Consider the following 16,444-nt stretch of genomic DNA (forward strand, 5'->3'; position numbering starts at 1 on the left):
GCAAAGCGCAAGGAAAGCCAGATGTCGACCATTACCCTCTACAGCACCCGTAGCTGCCCATTTTGTGTGCAAGCCGAAAACCTGTTGGCGCGCAAAGGCCTGGCGGTGAACAAGATTTTGGTAGATCAAAATCCGGATGAATTTACCACCATGGTAGCGCGCAGCGCGCGTCGCTCGGTTCCGCAGATTTTTATTGGCGAGCGCCATGTGGGTGGGTTTACCGATCTGCTCGCGCTAGATCAATCAGGCCAATTGCCAGTCTGGTTGGCGCAAGCCGGGGTGGCCGATGTGTGAAGAACCGAACGCTTTTGGCATCGACAAAATCGCCTCGGCCTATGACTTTAGCGAAACCATCGCCCGCTTAAGTGCGGCGATTCAGAGCAAAGGGGCGACGATTTTTGCCCAGATCGATCATCAGGCACAGGCGCAGCAATATGAGTTGCAATTGGCCCCGATGCAGTTATTGATTTTTGGTCACCCCAAAATCGGCACAGCGCTGATGAATTCAGCCGCCAGCACGGGGCTGGATTTACCGCTCAAAGCCTTGGTCCAGCAAGACTGCCACGCGCAGGTGTGGGTGTACTTGAATCAGCCCGATTTTTTGCAACTGCGGCATGGATTTGACGACGAATTATTAAGCCCGCTGCGTGGTCTGCATACTTTGCTCAGCCACAGCATTCAATAAGGATGAATAGAATGGATCGCAAACACCTGATTCTCGCCAGCGCCATGACCGCGGTGCTGGCGCTGGCCAGCCAGCCGAGCCTGGCCGCCGACCCCAATAAAGAAAAATGCTTTGGTGTGGCCAAAGCGGGCGGCAATGATTGCGCCGCCAATGGCCACTCTTGCGCCGGCATGGCCAAGCAAGACCGCGATGGCAAAGAATGGAAGCTCGTCGCCAAAGGCTCATGCCTGCGCCTGCAAGGCTCGCTCACGCCCAAGTAGCCCGTAGCTGGCCACCGATCTCCCCTCCGTTTGCCCCCTTGTTTGCCCAGCAAGGGGATTTTTTTGCCCAGCCTGTCAGATTTGGCGCCCCGCGCCGACTAATTGAAACCCATCACAAGGAAACGACCATGTTCGCTAGCCCTCACTTCGCCCGCCTTAGCGCGGCCACACCCTTCAATCATCTCGCCCCGGTGGCCGATTTGCTGCTGCGGCTGTATCTGGCCAAGGTGTTTTTTATGTCTGGCCTGACCAAAATCGCCGATTGGGATACCACGCTGTTGCTGTTCACCGACGAATACCACGTGCCATTGCTCTCGCCGCAGCTGGCGGCCATTGGCGGCACGGTGGGCGAGCTGGTGCTGCCGGTATTGCTGGTGCTGGGCGTGTTTACCCGGCTGTCGGCTCTGGGGCTGTTTGGCCTGAATCTGGTGGCGGTGCTGGCGTATTACCACGTGCTCAAAGACATCCCCACTGCGCTGCAAGATCACCTCGAATGGGGCTTGCTGCTGCTGGTGTTGCTGGCCGTGCCGGTGCAACGCTGGGCGCTCGAGCGGCTGTGGCTACCCAGCGCTGGCGCCAATCAATAAGGAGTGATGATGAAAAATCTCTGGCTTGCTTGCTGCCTATGGCTGGCCTGCGCCAGCGCCTACGCCGCCCCGCAGCTGCAGGGGCGGGATGTGCTAACCGGGCAGGCTGTTAGTCTGGAGCAACTGCGCAGCAAAGATCAAACCGTGCTGCTGGTGTTTTTTAAGGCCGGCTGCAATACCTGCGTTTATAACTTCAAACTGATTCGCGAGTTTTATCAGGCCAATAAAAATAGCCGTTTTCAGGTAATTGGCGTGGGGCTAGATCGCAAACCCGAACTCTTTCGCAGCTACGCCGAGCTAGTGCGCGCCACCACGCCCAAAGACGCGCAGTTTCCGCTGCTATGGCGCTTTGACCCCGCGCAGCAAGATCAATTTGGCGAAATGCAAAGCGATTCCACCGTATTTGTGCTCGGCAAAAAAGGCGACATCACCCTCAAGCGCGAAGGTGTGATCAAAGACATCGATTGGGATGACATCTGGACCTCACTGCAAAATCCATAGTGAATACGGCCAACGCCGGGCTGGCTAGCCGTGGTGAGGGTGAAGCGGCTTTGCAAGGGTATATCGCCCTGAGTAAATTGATAATTGGCTTACGGATGAATACATGGGGCATGTATGGCTGTGGGGATGAGGTGAAGGCACTCATCGTGCCTACCCGCACATGCTGGCCAGATTGGCATAAATCTGGGCTTGGCTAGAAAGAGTGATTACAATCGCTGCTGTTCATCGGGTGACGGATATCGGCCATGAGTGGAAGTAATACTGTGCTTATTCATGCCCAAATGAGTGTTGGCAATCCTGCTAATTGCAGGCGTTATTAATTCAATTAATGTTTTAGCCTTGAATGTTATGAGACAAAATTAATGTTTTGAGCTTATGAATAAATTAGTTCAGTGCGATTGCTGTGATTACTTCTCCATATTATCAGGAGAAGGTTATGAAATATGCCCAATATGCTTTTGGGAGCAGGATTATTTTGGAATTGAAGAGCCAGATACTCCTTCTGGTGCAAATCATGGCTTAAGTATTCGTGAGGGGAGAGCTAACTTCCAAAATTATGGCGCATGCACTCCAGAGTTGGTTAAGAGTGTAGTGCCCGAATATAAACGAGCCTTGTATAAGTGTGTGCCAAGAGCGATTTAGCTCTCACAATTCATTCAGCCTGACAGGCTGAGACGGGTCAGTTTTACTGTTATTACCAGTCCTTGATTGAAAGTGTCGGCAGTGGGTCGCCAGCCGCCCTCGTGCATCAAACAATCCAAGCCGCTGCGCACCCCGGCTAGCGATGCGCCCCCCAGCCCGTTCTCACGGGCTTTTTTGCGGGTTTGTGTTTCTAAATTCGCAATAATCAATTGCATTGGCTGATGATTCTTCTTTGAATCGTGCTCAATCACAATGGCGTCATTGTTTTGGATGATTGCCGCGATGAGCTTACATACTTTCAACCCTATTCCCCATTGCCCCGGCGAGCGGGTGATGCCGCTGGCGCCGCTGCTGACTTTGCCCAATGGCCAGCGCTGGGTGGCGCAGCATTATTTGCGCTATCAGCATACGCTGCAGAGCGTGTCGGCCTTGCTGGCGCAGATAGATTTTGATGCGCACACGCCGCTGTTTGCCGGGCAAGATGCTGGCGGGGTGTATCTGCAAGTGGGGCTAATTGGGCGCGAGAATTATGATCGCAGCAATACACTGCGGGCGTATAAGCTGGTGTACGGCAGAAAATGGCGCATTGATGCCGATACCCCCACGTCAGAAATCATCCAAACCGCTTTTTTGGCGATAAAAAAAGCGCGTGAGCATGAGGTGCGCGAGCTACTGACGGTGCGCAATGCGGCTGGCCAAACCAGCGCGGCGTTTAGCAATCACCATGATTTACCGCTGCTGGCGCAGCAGCGAGGTGCCTTACAGCCCGCCACTAAGCCGGCGGCGGGGCTGACGGACGAGCTGGCGGCGCTGCGCTTTGCCCTGCGCCGGATTACGCTGTTGCAGCAGGTGGATCTCGCTGGCGAGCGGGTGTTGCTGGATTTACAGCTGGGCCCAGCGCCGCTGGCGCGGCAGCTGGAAGGGGATTTGCCGGAGTTTGCCGAGCTGAGCTTTAGCGTGATTTTGCCGCGCGGCGCTTGGGCGCAGCTGCCGTACGCGATTATGGATGCGCTGATTGCGCATAGCGATCGGCATGTGGATGAAACCTTTCGTTTTCGCGGCTTTGCCCGCTTTAGCCGCGCCAACTCGATTCAGGCGATTGCGGCGCTGTCGCTGCACACGCGGCCCTATGCGCGCGATATGGCCGATGCACAATTTGCGCAGATTTTCCGCGCGAATAATTATGAGGTGGATGCCAGCCGCGCACCGGCGCTGGGGCAGGGCGCGCTGGCGGAAAGAAACCGGCGCCTGATCGGGCAATTTGCCGATTTGCTCGGCCATCTGCCACAAGGCTATGCCCAAGCGCCCGCGACGCAAACGGCTTAGCTACGGGTGGCGCGAGAGTCGGGATGATAATCCCAAAATCGTGGCCGTGCCGCGAATTTGGGGGCAAGCTTATCGGCAGCTGTTTAGTAGGTATGTGGCTGAAGATTAGATATTCATTGATCTGAAAGGCTATACCCTGCATGAAGCTTATTTGCGCTTGGGCGCCAGCCCTAGATCATCCAGCCGCAGCAGTATTTCGGTTTTGCGCTCGTGTTTGATTTGCTGCCACGGTAGGTCTTCCTGCGCGCCGATCAGGGCATACAGCATATTCAGCGATAGATTGGGCACCACGTGTTGCAGCTGGGCATACAGCGCAAAGGCATCGGCGGCGCGCACTTGCTCGGCGCTGGTGATGCCGATTTGCGCCAGCATGGCGCGGCTTTTTGGCCCGAGGCCTTTGAGTTGATCTACGCTCGGCATGGTGGCGGTTCCGCTTATGGTTGGGCTGCACAAGGATAGCCATGATCGGGGCGATCTGGCTATCCATGCCCGGCTTAGGCGGCCGGCCAGCGGTCGGCGGCAAAGACCGCGTCTAACGGCGTATCGGCCACGCTGGTGGTGTAGTTGGACAAGATTTTCAGGCTAGTCCCCAATATCACCTCGAACACCGTTTGCTGGCTGTAGCCGGCGGCGATGAAGCTGGCGACTTCCTGCGCGGTGGGCCAGCCGCGGCTTTCGACAACTTGGCTGGTGAATTGGCGCAAGGCTTCGAGTTTGGCATCGGCAATTGGCGTGTTGTTGCGCAGCGCGGCGATCACCTCGGCGGGCACGGCGGCTTTGGCGATGGTGGTGTGCGCGGCCATGCAGTAGTCGCAGCGATTGAGCCGGTTGGCCGTCATCATAATGATCTGTTTTTCGGTTTCGCTTAAGTTGGTGTGGTTAAAAATCTGCGTGAGCGCCAGATAGCCTTCCAGCAGCGCGGGCGATTCGGCCATCTGGGCGAATAAATTGGGCACAAAGCCGTAATTGGCCTGCGTCGCTTGCAGCAAGCTTTGGCTGCCGGCCGGGGCGGTGGCGATGGTGTGCAGTTGAAATGGGGTCATGCTTATTCCTTTATGGGGTGGTGGGGTTTAGGGCTGAACATTGATAACGACTTTGCCGAAATGCTGGGCGCTGGCGAGGTAGTCATACGCCGCGCTGGCCTCGGCATAGGCAAACTGCCGGTCAATTACCGGGATAATCTGGTGTTGGCTCAAAAAGGCATTGAGCGCGGTAAAGTGCGCGACCGAGCCGACCAAAATGCCGTTGATCTGCGCGTTTTTGGCTTGCAGTGGCCATAAATTGGGCGTGGAGCCAAAGCCGGTGAGGACGCCGATCTGGTGAATCTGCCCGCCAGAGGCCAGCGCATGAATCGAGCGCGCGTAAGTGTCGGGGCCGCCTAGCTCTAGCACATGATCAACGCCGACACCGTCAGTGAGGGCCAGCGCGATGTCATCCCAGTTGGCTTGCTGGCGATAGTTGATGGTGTGCCAGGCGCCCAGCGCTTTGGCGCGCGCCAGCTTTTCATCGGACGACGAGGTGATGATGACTTTGGCGCCTTGCGCCACCGCCAGTTGCAAGGCAAATAGCGCCACGCCGCCCGTACCCTGAATCAGCACCGTTTCGCCCGCCTGCAGCTGGCCGCGTGCAAACAGCGCCTGCCAGGCGGTGACGGCCGCGCAGGGCAGGGTGGCCGCTTGCGCCAGCGATAGATGCGCGGGGATGGCCACAATCGCGTTTTCGCTCGCCACAATATGCTCGGCCAATACTCCAGGCATCTGCGCGCCACCCAGCGCACCTTGCAAATAATGCTGGGCCTGATATTTGCCCTGATACCAGCGGGCAAAAAAGTTGGGCGCAACCCGATCACCCACTTGCCAGCGCTGCACTTGGCTGCCTACGGCAATTACCGTGCCGGCCGCATCCGAAAGCGGAATCTGCCCATCCACCGTATCTTGGCCAACATTGCGCAAGATCAGCAAATCGCGGTAATTCAGGCTAACCGCGCCGACCTGAATCAACACCTGATCGGCGGCCAAGATTGGAAACGGGCTGGCGACGCGCTGCAATTGAAAACCAGCGGGCTGGCGCTGCAGCTGATAGTGGCTGCTGGAAGTCTGTGAGGCTGACATCGGCTAATTCCTTTTTGTGTAGTGATCGATACACAATATAATCAGGCTAAGATGACGGCGTCAATACATTTTGTAGTGATCAATATGGAAATAAAGAAAACGCGCGGCCGGCCGCGGGCCTTCGATCGCACCCAAGCACTTGAATTGGCATTGCATTTGTTCTGGGCTAAAGGCTATGAAGGCGCCTCGCTGAGCGACCTTACCAGCACGCTGGGCATCAATGCGCCCAGCCTGTATGCCGCGTTTGAATCCAAGCCGGCGCTATACCGCGAAGCGCTTGATCTGTATCTGGCCCAGCAATACGAGCACATCGGCGCTTTGCTGGCCGCCGCCCCCAGCGCGCGGGAAGGGCTAGAGGCCATGTTGCGCGGCGCGGCGGTGCAATTTACCTCCCCCGATCACCCGCCCGGCTGCCCGATTGCCAGCGGAGTGCTGCGCTGCGCCGAGGCCAATGCAGCCATCGGCGAACTGACCGCCGAGCATCGCCGCAGCACCCGCGCGATGATGCTGGCGCGCCTACAGCAAGGCCAGGCCGCCGGCGAGCTACCCGCCCAGATCGATACGCAGGCGCTGGCCGGCTTTTATGCTGGAGTAATTCAGGGCATGTCGGTGCAGGCTATTGATGGCGCTAGCTGCGCGGATTTACAGAAAATGGTTGATCTGGCTATGCAGGCTTGGCCTGCGTAGGGCGGCTTTGCCGAGGGTGCGCTTAGCGCAATTGAATATGCTGCGCCAAATGACTAAACACCGTGGCCACGCGGCGCAGGTGGCGCGATTCGGGGTGGGTCAGTAGCCACAAATCGGTGGCGCATTCGTCCAGCGCGCCAGTGAGCGGGCGTAGATTGGGGCGTGTGGCGGCCAGAAACAGCGGCACCATGCCCACGCCCATGCCGCGTTCGATCAATTCCACCACCGTTAAAATGCTGTTGACCCGATAGCGCGGCGTGATTTTCGGGTAGTGCTTTTTGCGCCAGAGCACGGTTGGGTGATCGGGCAGGGCATCGTCGGGCGCGATCCACGGCGCCTGCTGGGCGATGGCCGCGGGCAGGTCGGTCCACGGGCTGTGCGGCGCGGCAAACAGCGCTACGCTTATGCTACCCAGATGCTTGCCCACCAGATGTTGCGGCGGCTTGCGGGTAGCGCGAATGGCAATATCGGCGTCGCGCCGGGTTAGGTTGGCCAGCTCATTCCCAGTGTGCAAATCAAAACTCAGCTGCGGGTGGTGGCGCGCGAGGATATCGAGCTCGGGGGCCACCAGCCCATGCAAAATCGAATCGGTGGTGGTGATGCGCACGCTGCCGGCCACATCTTCGGGCTGCAGTTGCGCGGCCGAGCGGGCTGATTCGAGCGCGATTTCCATTTGCTCGGCATGCTGGGCCAGGGTTTGCGCAAGCTCGGTGGGCAAATAGCCCGTTTTGCTGCGCTCGAATAAACGCTGCCCCAGCCCCAGTTCCAGCCGCTGAATATTGCGATACACCGTCGAGGCATCCACGCCCAGCCGCTCGGCTGCCGCGGCCAAAGTGCCGCCACGGCTTACCGCCAGCAAAAATTCCAGATCCTGACTGCCAAGATGGTATTGCGTTTTTGCATGCATGCTGTGCAATCCTGCGTATGTATATTGCAAATGGGCAAGGCTAGACTAGCGCATATTAAACACCGGAGGAAATCCGTATGTCGCAACCGATTACCTTGGTCAGCCATTTGCTGTGCCCCTATGTGCAGCGCGCGGCCATTGTGCTGCTAGAAAAAGGCGTGCCATTTACCCGCAAAAATATCGATCTGGCCAACAAGCCTGATTGGTTTCTGGCCATTTCGCCGCTGGGCAAAGTACCGGTGCTGCAAGTGGGCGAGACGGCGATTTTTGAATCGGCGGTGATTTGCGAATATCTGGATGAAACCCAGGCGCCGCCGCTGCACCCGGCCGACCCGTTAGCGCGCGCCCGCCACCGTGGCTGGATGGAGTTGGGCTCGGCGATTTTGAATGACATCGCCGGGGTGTATTCGGCGCCGGACGAGGCCAGTTTGCAGCTCAAAGCCCAGCAATTGGCGCAAAAATGGGCACAGATTGCCGCGGCGCTGAGTGACGGGCCGTATTTTGCCGGGGCCGAATTCACGCTGGTGGATGCGGTGTTTGCGCCGGTGTTTCGCTATTACGATGCTTTTGAGGCGATAGCGCCGCTGCGTGCGCAACTGTCGCTGGCGCCATGGCCGCAGATCGAGGCTTGGCGGCGCGCGCTGGCGCAGCGGCCCTCGGTGCAGCAAGCGGTGGTGGCCGATTATCCGCAGCGCTTGCAGGCGTTTTTGCAGCAGCGTAATTCCTTCCTCGGCAAGTTGCTGCAGCCCGCCGCAGTGAGCTGCAGTCTATAAACCCGCGGCAGTATCGGGCGGTAGACCGCTTATAGGCTGGTGGCCAGCCCAATACCTGCAGGTGGCGATGGGAATGCCCGATTTTTGCCACGCCATGGCAGTGATTATTGCATTTGAAGGAATAATCAATTCATTGCCATGGCGATTCTCTTGCCTGCGGCGGCGCGCCATACTGAGGCCATCCCATACCGGAATGCCTCAGGAGGCTACCCATGCCACGCGCCTTTGCCGCTATTACCTTTACCGACAGTGTTAAAGCGGCGCAAACCCGCTATCACAGCCGCGAGGGCAATCTGGGTTTTGAGCTGGCGGAAGACAGCCGCAGTGAAATCACCCCGCGCGAGGCCGAGTTCATCGCTGCGCGCGATAGCTTTTATATGGCCACCGTGAACGAAAACGGCTGGCCCTATGTGCAACATCGCGGCGGCCCGGCCGGGTTTTTAAAAGTGCTGGACGAACACACGCTGGGCTTTGCCGATTTTCGCGGCAATGTGCAGTATTTGTCGGTGGGCAATCTGAATGCCAACGACAAAATCTCGATCATCCTGATGGATTATCCCAACCGCCGCCGGCTCAAAATCTGGGGCCGCGTGCGCATCGTGCACGAAATCGATGATCCGGCGCTGATCGCCGCGCTGGAAAGCCCCGCCTATCGCGCCCGCATCGAGCGCGCAATGGTCATCACGGTTGAAGCCTGGGATTGGAACTGCCCGCAGCACATTACGCCGCGTTATACCGATGCCGATATCGAGCAACTAATCGCCCCTTTGCAGGGCGAGCTGGCCGCGCTGCGCGCCAAGCCGCAAGCTGCCGCGCCGCTTGAGCGCTTGGGCAGCGGCGAGTTGGAGTTAGTCATCAGCGGCGTGCGCCAGCTGACGCCGCAGGTGCGCGCATACGAGCTGCGCCATCCGGCTGGTGAAGACTTGCCGCCAGTGGCGGCTGGCGCGCATCTGCAAGTGCCGGTGCAATTGCCCAATGGCCAGCAGAGCGTGCGCAATTACTCGATCGCCTCCAACCCCGCGCGCCGCGATATTTACGAAATCGCCGTGCTGCGCCAGGACGACGGCACGGGCGGCTCGGCCTTTGTGCATCAGCATTATCAGCTGGGCATGACGCTGCATTGCAGCATGCCAAAGAACGATTTTGCGCTGAACGAGAGCGCTGCGCCGGTGTTGCTGATTGCTGGCGGCATTGGCATTACGCCGATCAAGGCCATGGCGCAACAGCTCAAAGCTCAAGGGCGCCCATTAGCATTGCATTACGCTGCGCGCAGCCGCCGCGAGATGGCCTATGGTGATCGCTTGCAGCGCGATCTGGCCGGACAAATTAGCGTGTATTTCAGCGCCGAAGGCGCGCGGCTGAATTTGCCGCAGCTACTGAGCCAAATGGCCGATACCACCGAGGTGTATGTCTGTGGGCCGAGCGGATTGATTGATGCGGTGGCCAATACTGCTGCGCAATTGCAGATTGATCCAATGCGCATCCATTTCGAGCGCTTTGCCGCGGCAGTGTATGGCGAAAACCGGCCGTTTGAAGTGCTGCTGCGCCGCTCGCAGCGGGTGATTCCAATCGCCGCCGATCAAACCGTGTTGGCGGCGGTGCAAGCGGCGGGCGTGGATACGCTGTCCGATTGCGGCGTGGGCAATTGCGGCACCTGTGCGGTGAAAGTGCTGGCCGGCGAAGTGGAGCATCGCGATCACGCGCTGAACGCCAACGAGCGCGAGCGCGCCGGGCTGATGTGTATTTGCGTGTCGCGGGCGAAATCGGCGCGGCTCGAGCTGGATTTATAAACCGATTGATTTTGATTTGAAAAAGGAACGCACCATGATCCAGCTCTACGAATTCGCCCTCTCGGGTAATTGCCACAAGGTGAGGCTGATGCTGGCTTTGCTAGGTATACCCTATCAGAGTATCGCCGTGAATGGCGCCGAGCGCGAGCACAAATCACCCGAGTTTCTGGCCAAAAATCCGCTCGGCCAAGTGCCGGTGCTGGTCGATGGCGACGTGGTGCTGCGCGATAGTCAGGCGATTCTGGTTTACCTCGCCCGCCAGTACGGCGCCGCGCAGGCCGACTTCTGGCTGCCGAATGCTCCGGTCGGCCAAGCGCAAGTGCAGGCCTGGTTGGCCACCGCCGCCAATGAAGTGACGCGTGGGCCCAATGCGCTGCGGCTCTTGCATAAATGGGGCCGCACTGTGGCTTTGGCCGAAGCTGAAACCCTCACCACGCAATTAATGGGCGTGTTGGAAAGCACACTGAGCCAACAGCCGTGGCTGGCCGCGGCGCATATCACGATTGCCGATATTGCCCTCTACCCGTATATCGCGCTGAGCCCCGAAGGGCAAGTGCCTCTGGCGCAATACCCCGCAGTTTGCCAGTGGCTAGCGCGCATCGAGGCGCTGCCCGGCTATGTGGCCATGCCCGGAATTGCGCGGCAAGCTGCCTAGCCCTATTCAAGCAATCAATCCATTCAACCCATTTTTGGAGTCAAGCCATGTCAGCTCGTCCACCACTACCGCCGTTTGATTTGGAATCGGCCACCTTAAAAGTTCGCTTGGCCGAAGATGGTTGGAATTCGCGTGACCCCGAGCGTGTTGCTCTGGTCTACACCGAGGATAGCGTTTGGCGTAATCGCCACGAGTTTGTGCGCGGCCGCGCGCAGATTGTCGAATTTTTAAGCCGTAAATGGCAGCGCGAACACGAATACCGGCTGATCAAAGAGCTGTGGGCGTTTGACGGCAACCGCATCGCCGTACGCTTTGCCTACGAATGGCACGATGCCGCCGGGCAGTGGTTTCGCTCTTACGGCAATGAAAACTGGGAATTCGATGCTCAAGGCCTGATGCAGCGCCGCTTTGCCAGCATTAACGACCTGCCGATTCGCGAAGATGAGCGGCTGTTTCACTGGCCCCAAGGTCGCCGCCCGGATGATCATCCGGGGCTGAGCGAGCTGGGGTTGTGAGCGTTTTGTCGATTTTTATATGATTAAAAATCAATGGTTTGTGGTGTTTTTGGCCGGAAATTGCATTTTATTTGTCAGACCCCAGCCTTTGGCCCGACTAAGTTGCAGATACCGCTGACGGTATCGCTTAAACCACTTTGGAGATCATGCATCATGAACAAACAACTTATCCTCACTAGCGCATTAACCGCCGTACTGGCAGCTGGCGTTTCAGGCACCGTAGTCGCCGCCGACAAAGAAAAATGCTACGGCATCGCCATGGCCGGTAAAAACGATTGTGCGGCCAATGGCCATGCCTGCGCCGGCCAAGCCAAAACCGATAAAGATGCCAAAGAGTGGAAATACGTGGCCGCCGGTACCTGCGTTGATATGAAGGGCACGCTCAAACCGATGTAAGCCCGCTGGCGGTGGCGAGCGCACATGCTGTGCTGGCCGCCGCAGCCTAATCAATAAGGTATCCGTCACTATGCATTGCACTTTACCGCTGACTACCGGCCTTGGCCTGCGCGCGCCACACCTCGCTGATGTTTTAGCCCAGCGCCCGCCGGTGGCGTGGTGGGAGGTTCATAGCGAAAACTATTTTGGTGGTGGTGAGCCGATTGCCGCGCTGTGCCAGCTGCGGCAGGATTACCCGATCAGCCTGCACGGCATTGGGCTGGGGCTGGGGAGTTTGGGCCCGCTGGATGCGCAGCATCTGGTGCAGCTAGAGCAGCTGGTGGCGCGCGTTGAGCCAGCGGTGGTGTCCGAGCATCTGGCCTGGAATCGCCACGCCGAGCGCTATTTTAATGATTTGCTGCCGGTGCCGCGGGTGGCCGGTGTGATTGAACATCTGGCCGAGCGCATCAGCATTGTGCAAGACACGCTGCAGCGGCCGATTTTGCTGGAAAATGTCTCTTCCTATGTTGGCTTTGCCGATGAGCTGCTGTCTGAAGCCGAGCTGATGGCCGAGCTGGTGCGCCGCACTGGCTGTGGGCTATTGGTGGATTTGAATAATTTTTATGTCAATGCCCTTAATCTGGGGCTGAACGCCGAAGCGGAGCTGGCACGCATTGCCGGCGACTCGGTATACGAAATTCATGTGGCCGGTTTTGAATGGTTTGAAGGCACGGCGATTGATACCCATGGCGCACCGGTGAGTGCCGAGGTGCTGGCGCTGTTGCGGCAGGCGCTGGCGCGCTGGGGCGCCAAGCCGGTGTTGCTGGAGCGCGATACCAATCTGAGCGACTTTGTGAGTTTGTATGCAGAGTATTGCTCGCTAGATCAAATAGTAAAAGCATCAGCAGGCAATACAGCAAGGGAGTATGTATGAGCTACGCCCAAGCGATCAGCGCCTTTAGCGCCTTGCTGCTCGACCCGCAGGCCCAGAGCGCCGGGCTATTGCACGCCGCGCGGATGCGGCATTATCGAGCCAATTGCCGGCTTAACCGCATTGCCGCGCTGCAGGGCGTGTTTAGCAATGTGGCACAGCTGGTGGGCGAAGATTTTTTTACTGCCATGGCGCGCGAATATGTCGACGCCACACCCGCGCACGCGGCCGATTTGCATGCCATGGGTGCAGATTTTGCCGACTTTATCGCGCAGTTTGCCCCAGCGGCCGAGCTGCCATATCTGGCCGCCGTGGCGCAGGTCGACTGGGCGCGCTGGCGCGCGTATTTGGCGCCGGATGCCGCCACGCTGGGGCTGGCCGAATTGGCCGCGCTGGCCGCGGCCGATTTCGCCAGCCTGCGGCTCGTGTTTCACCCCAGCTTGCAGCTGGTGCAGTCGCTACACTGGCCCATTGCCGATATTCTGGCCATGCATGCCGGCGGCCCCAGCGCGGATTTGCTGCGCGGTGGGCAGCAATTATTAATTAGCCGCCGCCAGTGGCAGGCGATTAGTACTGGCCAGTGGGCCTTGCTACAGGCGCTGGTGACGGGCGAAACAGTAGGCGATGCGCTGGAACTGGCGCTACAGTGCGAGCCAGATTGCGATATTCAGACCATAATCAGCCTGCTGTTTACCCAAGGGCTGGTGCAGCGGGCCGAGCCCTAGCGCGGCCTTGCCGGCCGATCGATTAAACGAGTTGATAAAAGCATGTTGCAAGATCGTTTTGGTAGAACCATTGATTATTTGCGGGTATCGGTCACCGATCGTTGCGATTTGCGTTGCAGTTATTGCCTGCCGGCGCGGTTTACGCAGTTTGAAGAGCCAAGCCACTGGCTCAGCTTTGCCGAAATCGAGCGCGTGGTGGCGGCATTTGTACGGCTGGGCGTGCAGCGGGTGCGCCTGACCGGCGGCGAGCCGCTACTGCGGCGCAATCTGCCCGCGCTGGCGGCGCAGCTGAAAGCGCTGGGGCTGCGCGATTTATCGCTGTCTACCAATGCCACCCAGCTGGCCAAATACGCCCAGCCGCTGAAAGCCGCCGGGGTGAACCGTATTAATGTCAGCCTTGATACGCTGGATCGGCAGTGCATGCAAGACATCACCGGCCGCGATGCGCTGGCGCAGGTGATGGCTGGGCTCGCGGCCGCGCGTGCCGCCGAGTTAAGCCCGATCAAGCTGAATATGGTGGCGATGAAGGGCGTGAATGAGGCCGAAATCGAAGCCATGGCCGATTTTGCGCTGAGCAATGGCTATATTTTGCGGCTGATCGAGGCGATGCCGCTGGGCGATACCGGCCGCAGTACGCAATTTCTGGAGCTGGGCGCAGTGCGGGAGCGGCTGGTGGCCCGTTATCAGCTGGTGCCGCTGGCGCTGGAATTAGGCGGTGGTCCGGCCCGCTATTGGCAAACACCGGATGGCAGCGCGCAGATTGGCTTTATCACCCCGCGCTCGCAGCATTTTTGTGCCACCTGTAATCGGGTGCGGCTGACGGTGGATGGTACTTTATACCTGTGTTTGGGGCAGGAAAGCACGGTGGAGTTACGCCCCTTGCTGCGCAGCGGCATCAGCGATGCCGAGCTCGATGCCGTTATTATCGCGGCGATAGAGCTCAAGCCCGAACGCCACGAATTTAACGAGCAGCCCACCAAATTAATCCGCTTTATGTCGCAAACCGGTGGCTAAGCCCAGCCGCTCGCCCACACCGAATATGCTTTTCAGGAACCGATTGTATGCTTGATTTTGAAGTGGCCTTAGCGCAATTGCTGGCCCAGGCGCGCGTGGCTACGCGCACCGAATTACTGCCCTTAACCGCGGCGCGTGGCCGCGTATTGGCGCACGATGTGATTGCCCCCATCAATGTGCCAGGCTTTGATAACAGCTCGATGGATGGTTATGCGCTGCATATTCCGGCCGCTGCGCCAGCAACGACGCACTTTCAGATTACCCAGCGCATTGCCGCTGGCGGGGTTGGGCATGCCTTAGCCGCCGGTGAGGCCGCCCGCATTTTTACCGGCGCGCCCATCCCCGTAGGCGCCAATGCGGTGGTGATGCAGGAGCAATGCACGCTGACGGGTGAGGCGCTGCAGCTGGCCGCGCCGGTGCCGCAGGGCGCGAATATCCGCCGCATTGGTGAGGATGTACATCAAGGGCAAGTGGTGCTGCGCGCCGGCCAACGGCTCAGCCCGGCCATACTGGGACTGGCCGCCTCGCTCGGGATTGCGCAGCTGACTGTGTTCGCCCCGCTGCGGGTGGCGCTACTGAGTAGTGGCGATGAGCTGGTCGAGCCCGGCCAGCCTTTGCCCGCGGGCAAAATCTATAACGCCAATCGCTATACGCTGCTGGCCCAGCTGCAGGCCTTGGGCTGCGAGCTGCTGGATCTGGGCGTGATCCCAGATCAATTCGACGCCACGGTGGCGGCGCTGGCGGCGGCGGCCGAGCAGTGCGATATTTTGCTCACCTCTGGGGGGGTATCGGTCGGAGAGGAAGACCATATCAAGGCTGCAGTGCAATACCTCGGTGAACTTAATCTGTGGAAAATCGCCATCAAGCCGGGCAAGCCCTTTGCCTATGGCCGGATTGGCAACGCTGATTTTATTGGCCTGCCCGGTAATCCGGTGTCGGCCTTGGTGACGTATTTAATGTTGGTGCGCCCGTTTATTTTGGCGCGGCAAGGCGCGAGCGAGCTGGCGCCGCCGCGCATGACGCTGCCGGCTGATTTTGAGCTCAAGCGCGCGGGTGATCGGCGCGAGTTTTTCCGCGCGCGGCGCAATCCGGCGGGGCAGGTGAGCTTATTTGCGCATCAAGGCTCGGCAGTGCTCACCTCGCTGGTCTGGGCTGAAGGGCTGGTGGATATTCCGGCGGGCACCACCGTGCAGCGTGGCGATCCGGTGGTGTTTATTCCGCTCAGTGCGCTGGAGGGCTAAATGCTGACGATTTTGTATTTCGCCCGCCTGCGCGAGGTGCTGGGCTGCGCCAGCGAAACGCTGGCCACTCCGCCGGCCACGGTGAGGGATTTAATTGCACTGCTGGTGGAGCGCGGTGGTGTTTGGCAGGCTGAGCTAGGGGGGGCGCGCGTGTTTCGGGTGGCGATTAATCAAGAAATGGCGCAGCTGGATGACGCGATTCCGGCCGGGGCCGAAGTGGCGATTTTTCCGCCAGTCACCGGGGGCTAAGATGCAGCAAGATGTCATCCGCGTACAAAGCGCCGATTTTGATGTCGCCCACGAATACCAGCGCCTGGCTGGCCAGCCGCAAATCGGCGCGGTGGTGATGTTTGTGGGCCGGGTGCGCGATTTGAGTACCGATGCGGATCTGCTTGCCTTGCATCTAGAGCATTACCCAGCCATGACCGAACGCGCGCTGCAGCAGCTGGTGCAGGCCGCGCGCGCGCGCTGGCAGCTTGATGCGGTGACGATTATTCATCGCGTGGGCAGCCTGACGCCGGCCGAGCAAATCGTACTGGTGCTGACCGCCAGCCCGCATCGGGATGCAGCCTACGAGGCCAATCGCTACCTGATGGATTATTTAAAAACTGCCGCGCCATTCTGGAAAAAAGAAATCACCCGCCACGGTGAAGCATGGGTAGAGGCGCGCGCGAGCGACGAGCAGGCCCGCGCGCGCTGGGAAACCTAAGCCACGGCGC

24 protein-coding genes are annotated in these 16,444 nt (G+C 59.0%); 19 read left to right on the forward strand and 5 right to left on the reverse strand.

Annotated elements, in window-relative coordinates:
- Positions 1 to 21 precede the first annotated feature (21 nt).
- The 6 genes from grxC to L991_RS17040 all read left to right on the forward strand — a co-directional run bounded on the left by grxC (position 22) and on the right by L991_RS17040 (position 2,675).
- Positions 22 to 294 carry a glutaredoxin 3 gene (grxC, locus tag L991_RS12575; protein ID WP_028450191.1) on the forward strand — a complete coding sequence of 91 codons (273 nt, stop codon included), beginning with the start codon at positions 22 to 24 and terminating at the stop codon, positions 292 to 294.
- Positions 287 to 685 carry a DUF302 domain-containing protein gene (locus tag L991_RS12580; protein WP_047396049.1) on the forward strand — a complete coding sequence of 133 codons (399 nt, stop codon included), beginning with the start codon at positions 287 to 289 and terminating at the stop codon, positions 683 to 685. Before grxC ends, L991_RS12580 begins: the two co-directional genes overlap by 8 nt.
- Before the next feature lie 11 nt (positions 686 to 696).
- Positions 697 to 945, forward strand: coding sequence for a DUF2282 domain-containing protein (locus L991_RS12585; protein WP_028450189.1), 249 nt, complete (start codon positions 697 to 699; stop codon positions 943 to 945).
- Between the two features lie 128 nt (positions 946 to 1,073).
- Complete coding sequence (locus tag L991_RS12590) at positions 1,074 to 1,532, forward strand: DoxX family protein (RefSeq protein WP_052190859.1); 459 nt, start codon at positions 1,074 to 1,076, stop codon at positions 1,530 to 1,532.
- Between the two features lie 9 nt (positions 1,533 to 1,541).
- Positions 1,542 to 2,033, forward strand: a complete 492-nt coding sequence (locus L991_RS12595; RefSeq protein ID WP_047396053.1) for a peroxiredoxin — start codon at positions 1,542 to 1,544, stop codon at positions 2,031 to 2,033.
- Positions 2,034 to 2,408: 375 nt separating this feature from the next.
- Positions 2,409 to 2,675, forward strand: a complete 267-nt coding sequence (locus L991_RS17040; RefSeq protein ID WP_081986669.1) for a CPCC family cysteine-rich protein — start codon at positions 2,409 to 2,411, stop codon at positions 2,673 to 2,675.
- Between the two features lie 14 nt (positions 2,676 to 2,689).
- On the opposite strand, the gene L991_RS12605 is transcribed toward L991_RS17040, so the two are convergent.
- Positions 2,690 to 2,977 (reverse strand): hypothetical protein, encoded by a 288-nt coding sequence (locus tag L991_RS12605; RefSeq protein ID WP_047396059.1) that lies wholly within the window; start codon positions 2,975 to 2,977, stop codon positions 2,690 to 2,692.
- On the opposite strand from L991_RS12605, the gene L991_RS12610 reads away from it, so the two are divergent.
- A complete protein-coding gene (locus L991_RS12610; RefSeq protein ID WP_156129077.1) occupies positions 2,958 to 4,001 on the forward strand; it encodes a hypothetical protein in 1,044 nt (347 codons plus the stop codon). The two genes, L991_RS12605 and L991_RS12610, sit on opposite strands and share 20 nt — an antisense overlap.
- A 147-nt stretch (positions 4,002 to 4,148) precedes the next feature.
- Here L991_RS12610 and L991_RS12615 read toward each other — a convergent pair whose 3' ends face one another.
- The 3 genes from L991_RS12615 to L991_RS12625 all read right to left on the reverse strand — a co-directional run bounded on the left by L991_RS12615 (position 4,149) and on the right by L991_RS12625 (position 6,112).
- Entirely contained in the window at positions 4,149 to 4,421 is a 273-nt protein-coding gene (locus L991_RS12615; RefSeq protein ID WP_047396067.1) for a TfoX/Sxy family DNA transformation protein, read from the reverse strand.
- A gap of 74 nt (positions 4,422 to 4,495) precedes the next feature.
- Positions 4,496 to 5,044, reverse strand: a complete 549-nt coding sequence (locus L991_RS12620) for a carboxymuconolactone decarboxylase family protein (RefSeq protein ID WP_047396070.1) — start codon at positions 5,042 to 5,044, stop codon at positions 4,496 to 4,498.
- Positions 5,045 to 5,071: 27 nt separating this feature from the next.
- A complete protein-coding gene (locus tag L991_RS12625) occupies positions 5,072 to 6,112 on the reverse strand; it encodes an NAD(P)-dependent alcohol dehydrogenase (RefSeq protein WP_081986670.1) in 1,041 nt (346 codons plus the stop codon).
- Between the two features lie 51 nt (positions 6,113 to 6,163).
- Here L991_RS12625 and L991_RS12630 point away from each other — a divergent pair, with 51 nt between their 5' ends.
- Positions 6,164 to 6,799 (forward strand): TetR/AcrR family transcriptional regulator, encoded by a 636-nt coding sequence (locus L991_RS12630; RefSeq protein ID WP_197053885.1) that lies wholly within the window; start codon positions 6,164 to 6,166, stop codon positions 6,797 to 6,799.
- Positions 6,800 to 6,821: 22 nt separating this feature from the next.
- Here L991_RS12630 and L991_RS12635 read toward each other — a convergent pair whose 3' ends face one another.
- Complete coding sequence (locus L991_RS12635) at positions 6,822 to 7,706, reverse strand: LysR family transcriptional regulator (protein WP_047396077.1); 885 nt, start codon at positions 7,704 to 7,706, stop codon at positions 6,822 to 6,824.
- A 77-nt stretch (positions 7,707 to 7,783) separates the two neighbouring features.
- On the opposite strand from L991_RS12635, the gene L991_RS12640 reads away from it, so the two are divergent.
- The 11 genes from L991_RS12640 to moaE all read left to right on the forward strand — a co-directional run bounded on the left by L991_RS12640 (position 7,784) and on the right by moaE (position 16,434).
- Positions 7,784 to 8,479 (forward strand): glutathione S-transferase family protein, encoded by a 696-nt coding sequence (locus L991_RS12640; RefSeq protein ID WP_047396080.1) that lies wholly within the window; start codon positions 7,784 to 7,786, stop codon positions 8,477 to 8,479.
- 212 nt (positions 8,480 to 8,691) lie between these two features.
- Positions 8,692 to 10,269, forward strand: coding sequence for a pyridoxamine 5'-phosphate oxidase family protein (locus L991_RS12645; RefSeq protein WP_047396082.1), 1,578 nt, complete (start codon positions 8,692 to 8,694; stop codon positions 10,267 to 10,269).
- Positions 10,270 to 10,303: 34 nt separating this feature from the next.
- Positions 10,304 to 10,924 carry a glutathione S-transferase family protein gene (locus tag L991_RS12650; protein ID WP_047396085.1) on the forward strand — a complete coding sequence of 207 codons (621 nt, stop codon included), beginning with the start codon at positions 10,304 to 10,306 and terminating at the stop codon, positions 10,922 to 10,924.
- A gap of 47 nt (positions 10,925 to 10,971) precedes the next feature.
- Positions 10,972 to 11,439 carry a nuclear transport factor 2 family protein gene (locus L991_RS12655; RefSeq protein ID WP_047396087.1) on the forward strand — a complete coding sequence of 156 codons (468 nt, stop codon included), beginning with the start codon at positions 10,972 to 10,974 and terminating at the stop codon, positions 11,437 to 11,439.
- 153 nt (positions 11,440 to 11,592) lie between these two features.
- The gene (locus L991_RS12660; RefSeq protein ID WP_028450177.1) at positions 11,593 to 11,835 is read left to right on the forward strand and encodes a DUF2282 domain-containing protein; all 243 of its coding nucleotides are present in this window, start codon (positions 11,593 to 11,595) and stop codon (positions 11,833 to 11,835) included.
- Positions 11,836 to 11,905: 70 nt separating this feature from the next.
- Positions 11,906 to 12,748 (forward strand): DUF692 domain-containing protein, encoded by an 843-nt coding sequence (locus L991_RS12665; RefSeq protein WP_047396093.1) that lies wholly within the window; start codon positions 11,906 to 11,908, stop codon positions 12,746 to 12,748.
- Complete coding sequence (locus L991_RS12670) at positions 12,745 to 13,470, forward strand: DNA-binding domain-containing protein (protein ID WP_052190860.1); 726 nt, start codon at positions 12,745 to 12,747, stop codon at positions 13,468 to 13,470. The genes L991_RS12665 and L991_RS12670 overlap by 4 nt, the downstream gene beginning before the upstream one ends.
- Before the next feature lie 42 nt (positions 13,471 to 13,512).
- Complete coding sequence (gene moaA / locus L991_RS12675; protein ID WP_047396099.1) at positions 13,513 to 14,484, forward strand: GTP 3',8-cyclase MoaA; 972 nt, start codon at positions 13,513 to 13,515, stop codon at positions 14,482 to 14,484.
- 47 nt (positions 14,485 to 14,531) lie between these two features.
- Positions 14,532 to 15,725 carry a gephyrin-like molybdotransferase Glp gene (gene glp / locus L991_RS12680; RefSeq protein WP_047396102.1) on the forward strand — a complete coding sequence of 398 codons (1,194 nt, stop codon included), beginning with the start codon at positions 14,532 to 14,534 and terminating at the stop codon, positions 15,723 to 15,725.
- A complete protein-coding gene (locus tag L991_RS12685) occupies positions 15,726 to 15,974 on the forward strand; it encodes a MoaD/ThiS family protein (RefSeq protein ID WP_047396109.1) in 249 nt (82 codons plus the stop codon).
- 1 nt (position 15,975) lies between these two features.
- Positions 15,976 to 16,434 carry a molybdopterin synthase catalytic subunit MoaE gene (moaE, locus tag L991_RS12690; RefSeq protein WP_047396112.1) on the forward strand — a complete coding sequence of 153 codons (459 nt, stop codon included), beginning with the start codon at positions 15,976 to 15,978 and terminating at the stop codon, positions 16,432 to 16,434.
- Positions 16,435 to 16,444 lie beyond the last annotated feature (10 nt).

The sequence above is a fragment of the Chitinibacter sp. ZOR0017 genome, assembly GCF_000799095.1.
Classification (GTDB): Bacteria; Pseudomonadota; Gammaproteobacteria; order Burkholderiales; family Chitinibacteraceae; genus Chitinibacter; species Chitinibacter tainanensis.

Coding starts and splice junctions, on each gene's coding strand:
- L991_RS12650 (WP_047396085.1), top strand. CDS start 10,304: ATGATCCAGCTCTACGAATTCGCCCTCTCGGGTAATTGCCACAAGGTG.
- L991_RS12585 (WP_028450189.1), top strand. CDS start 697: ATGGATCGCAAACACCTGATTCTCGCCAGCGCCATGACCGCGGTGCTG.
- L991_RS12660 (WP_028450177.1), top strand. CDS start 11,593: ATGAACAAACAACTTATCCTCACTAGCGCATTAACCGCCGTACTGGCA.
- L991_RS12620 (WP_047396070.1), bottom strand. CDS start 5,044: ATGACCCCATTTCAACTGCACACCATCGCCACCGCCCCGGCCGGCAGC.
- L991_RS12595 (WP_047396053.1), top strand. CDS start 1,542: ATGAAAAATCTCTGGCTTGCTTGCTGCCTATGGCTGGCCTGCGCCAGC.
- glp (WP_047396102.1), top strand. CDS start 14,532: ATGCTTGATTTTGAAGTGGCCTTAGCGCAATTGCTGGCCCAGGCGCGC.
- L991_RS17040 (WP_081986669.1), top strand. CDS start 2,409: ATGAATAAATTAGTTCAGTGCGATTGCTGTGATTACTTCTCCATATTA.
- L991_RS12645 (WP_047396082.1), top strand. CDS start 8,692: ATGCCACGCGCCTTTGCCGCTATTACCTTTACCGACAGTGTTAAAGCG.
- L991_RS12655 (WP_047396087.1), top strand. CDS start 10,972: ATGTCAGCTCGTCCACCACTACCGCCGTTTGATTTGGAATCGGCCACC.
- L991_RS12635 (WP_047396077.1), bottom strand. CDS start 7,706: ATGCATGCAAAAACGCAATACCATCTTGGCAGTCAGGATCTGGAATTT.
- L991_RS12670 (WP_052190860.1), top strand. CDS start 12,745: ATGAGCTACGCCCAAGCGATCAGCGCCTTTAGCGCCTTGCTGCTCGAC.
- moaE (WP_047396112.1), top strand. CDS start 15,976: ATGCAGCAAGATGTCATCCGCGTACAAAGCGCCGATTTTGATGTCGCC.
- L991_RS12625 (WP_081986670.1), bottom strand. CDS start 6,112: ATGTCAGCCTCACAGACTTCCAGCAGCCACTATCAGCTGCAGCGCCAG.
- L991_RS12640 (WP_047396080.1), top strand. CDS start 7,784: ATGTCGCAACCGATTACCTTGGTCAGCCATTTGCTGTGCCCCTATGTG.
- grxC (WP_028450191.1), top strand. CDS start 22: ATGTCGACCATTACCCTCTACAGCACCCGTAGCTGCCCATTTTGTGTG.
- moaA (WP_047396099.1), top strand. CDS start 13,513: ATGTTGCAAGATCGTTTTGGTAGAACCATTGATTATTTGCGGGTATCG.
- L991_RS12580 (WP_047396049.1), top strand. CDS start 287: ATGTGTGAAGAACCGAACGCTTTTGGCATCGACAAAATCGCCTCGGCC.
- L991_RS12590 (WP_052190859.1), top strand. CDS start 1,074: ATGTTCGCTAGCCCTCACTTCGCCCGCCTTAGCGCGGCCACACCCTTC.
- L991_RS12615 (WP_047396067.1), bottom strand. CDS start 4,421: ATGCCGAGCGTAGATCAACTCAAAGGCCTCGGGCCAAAAAGCCGCGCC.
- L991_RS12685 (WP_047396109.1), top strand. CDS start 15,726: ATGCTGACGATTTTGTATTTCGCCCGCCTGCGCGAGGTGCTGGGCTGC.
- L991_RS12610 (WP_156129077.1), top strand. CDS start 2,958: ATGAGCTTACATACTTTCAACCCTATTCCCCATTGCCCCGGCGAGCGG.
- L991_RS12630 (WP_197053885.1), top strand. CDS start 6,164: ATGACGGCGTCAATACATTTTGTAGTGATCAATATGGAAATAAAGAAA.
- L991_RS12665 (WP_047396093.1), top strand. CDS start 11,906: ATGCATTGCACTTTACCGCTGACTACCGGCCTTGGCCTGCGCGCGCCA.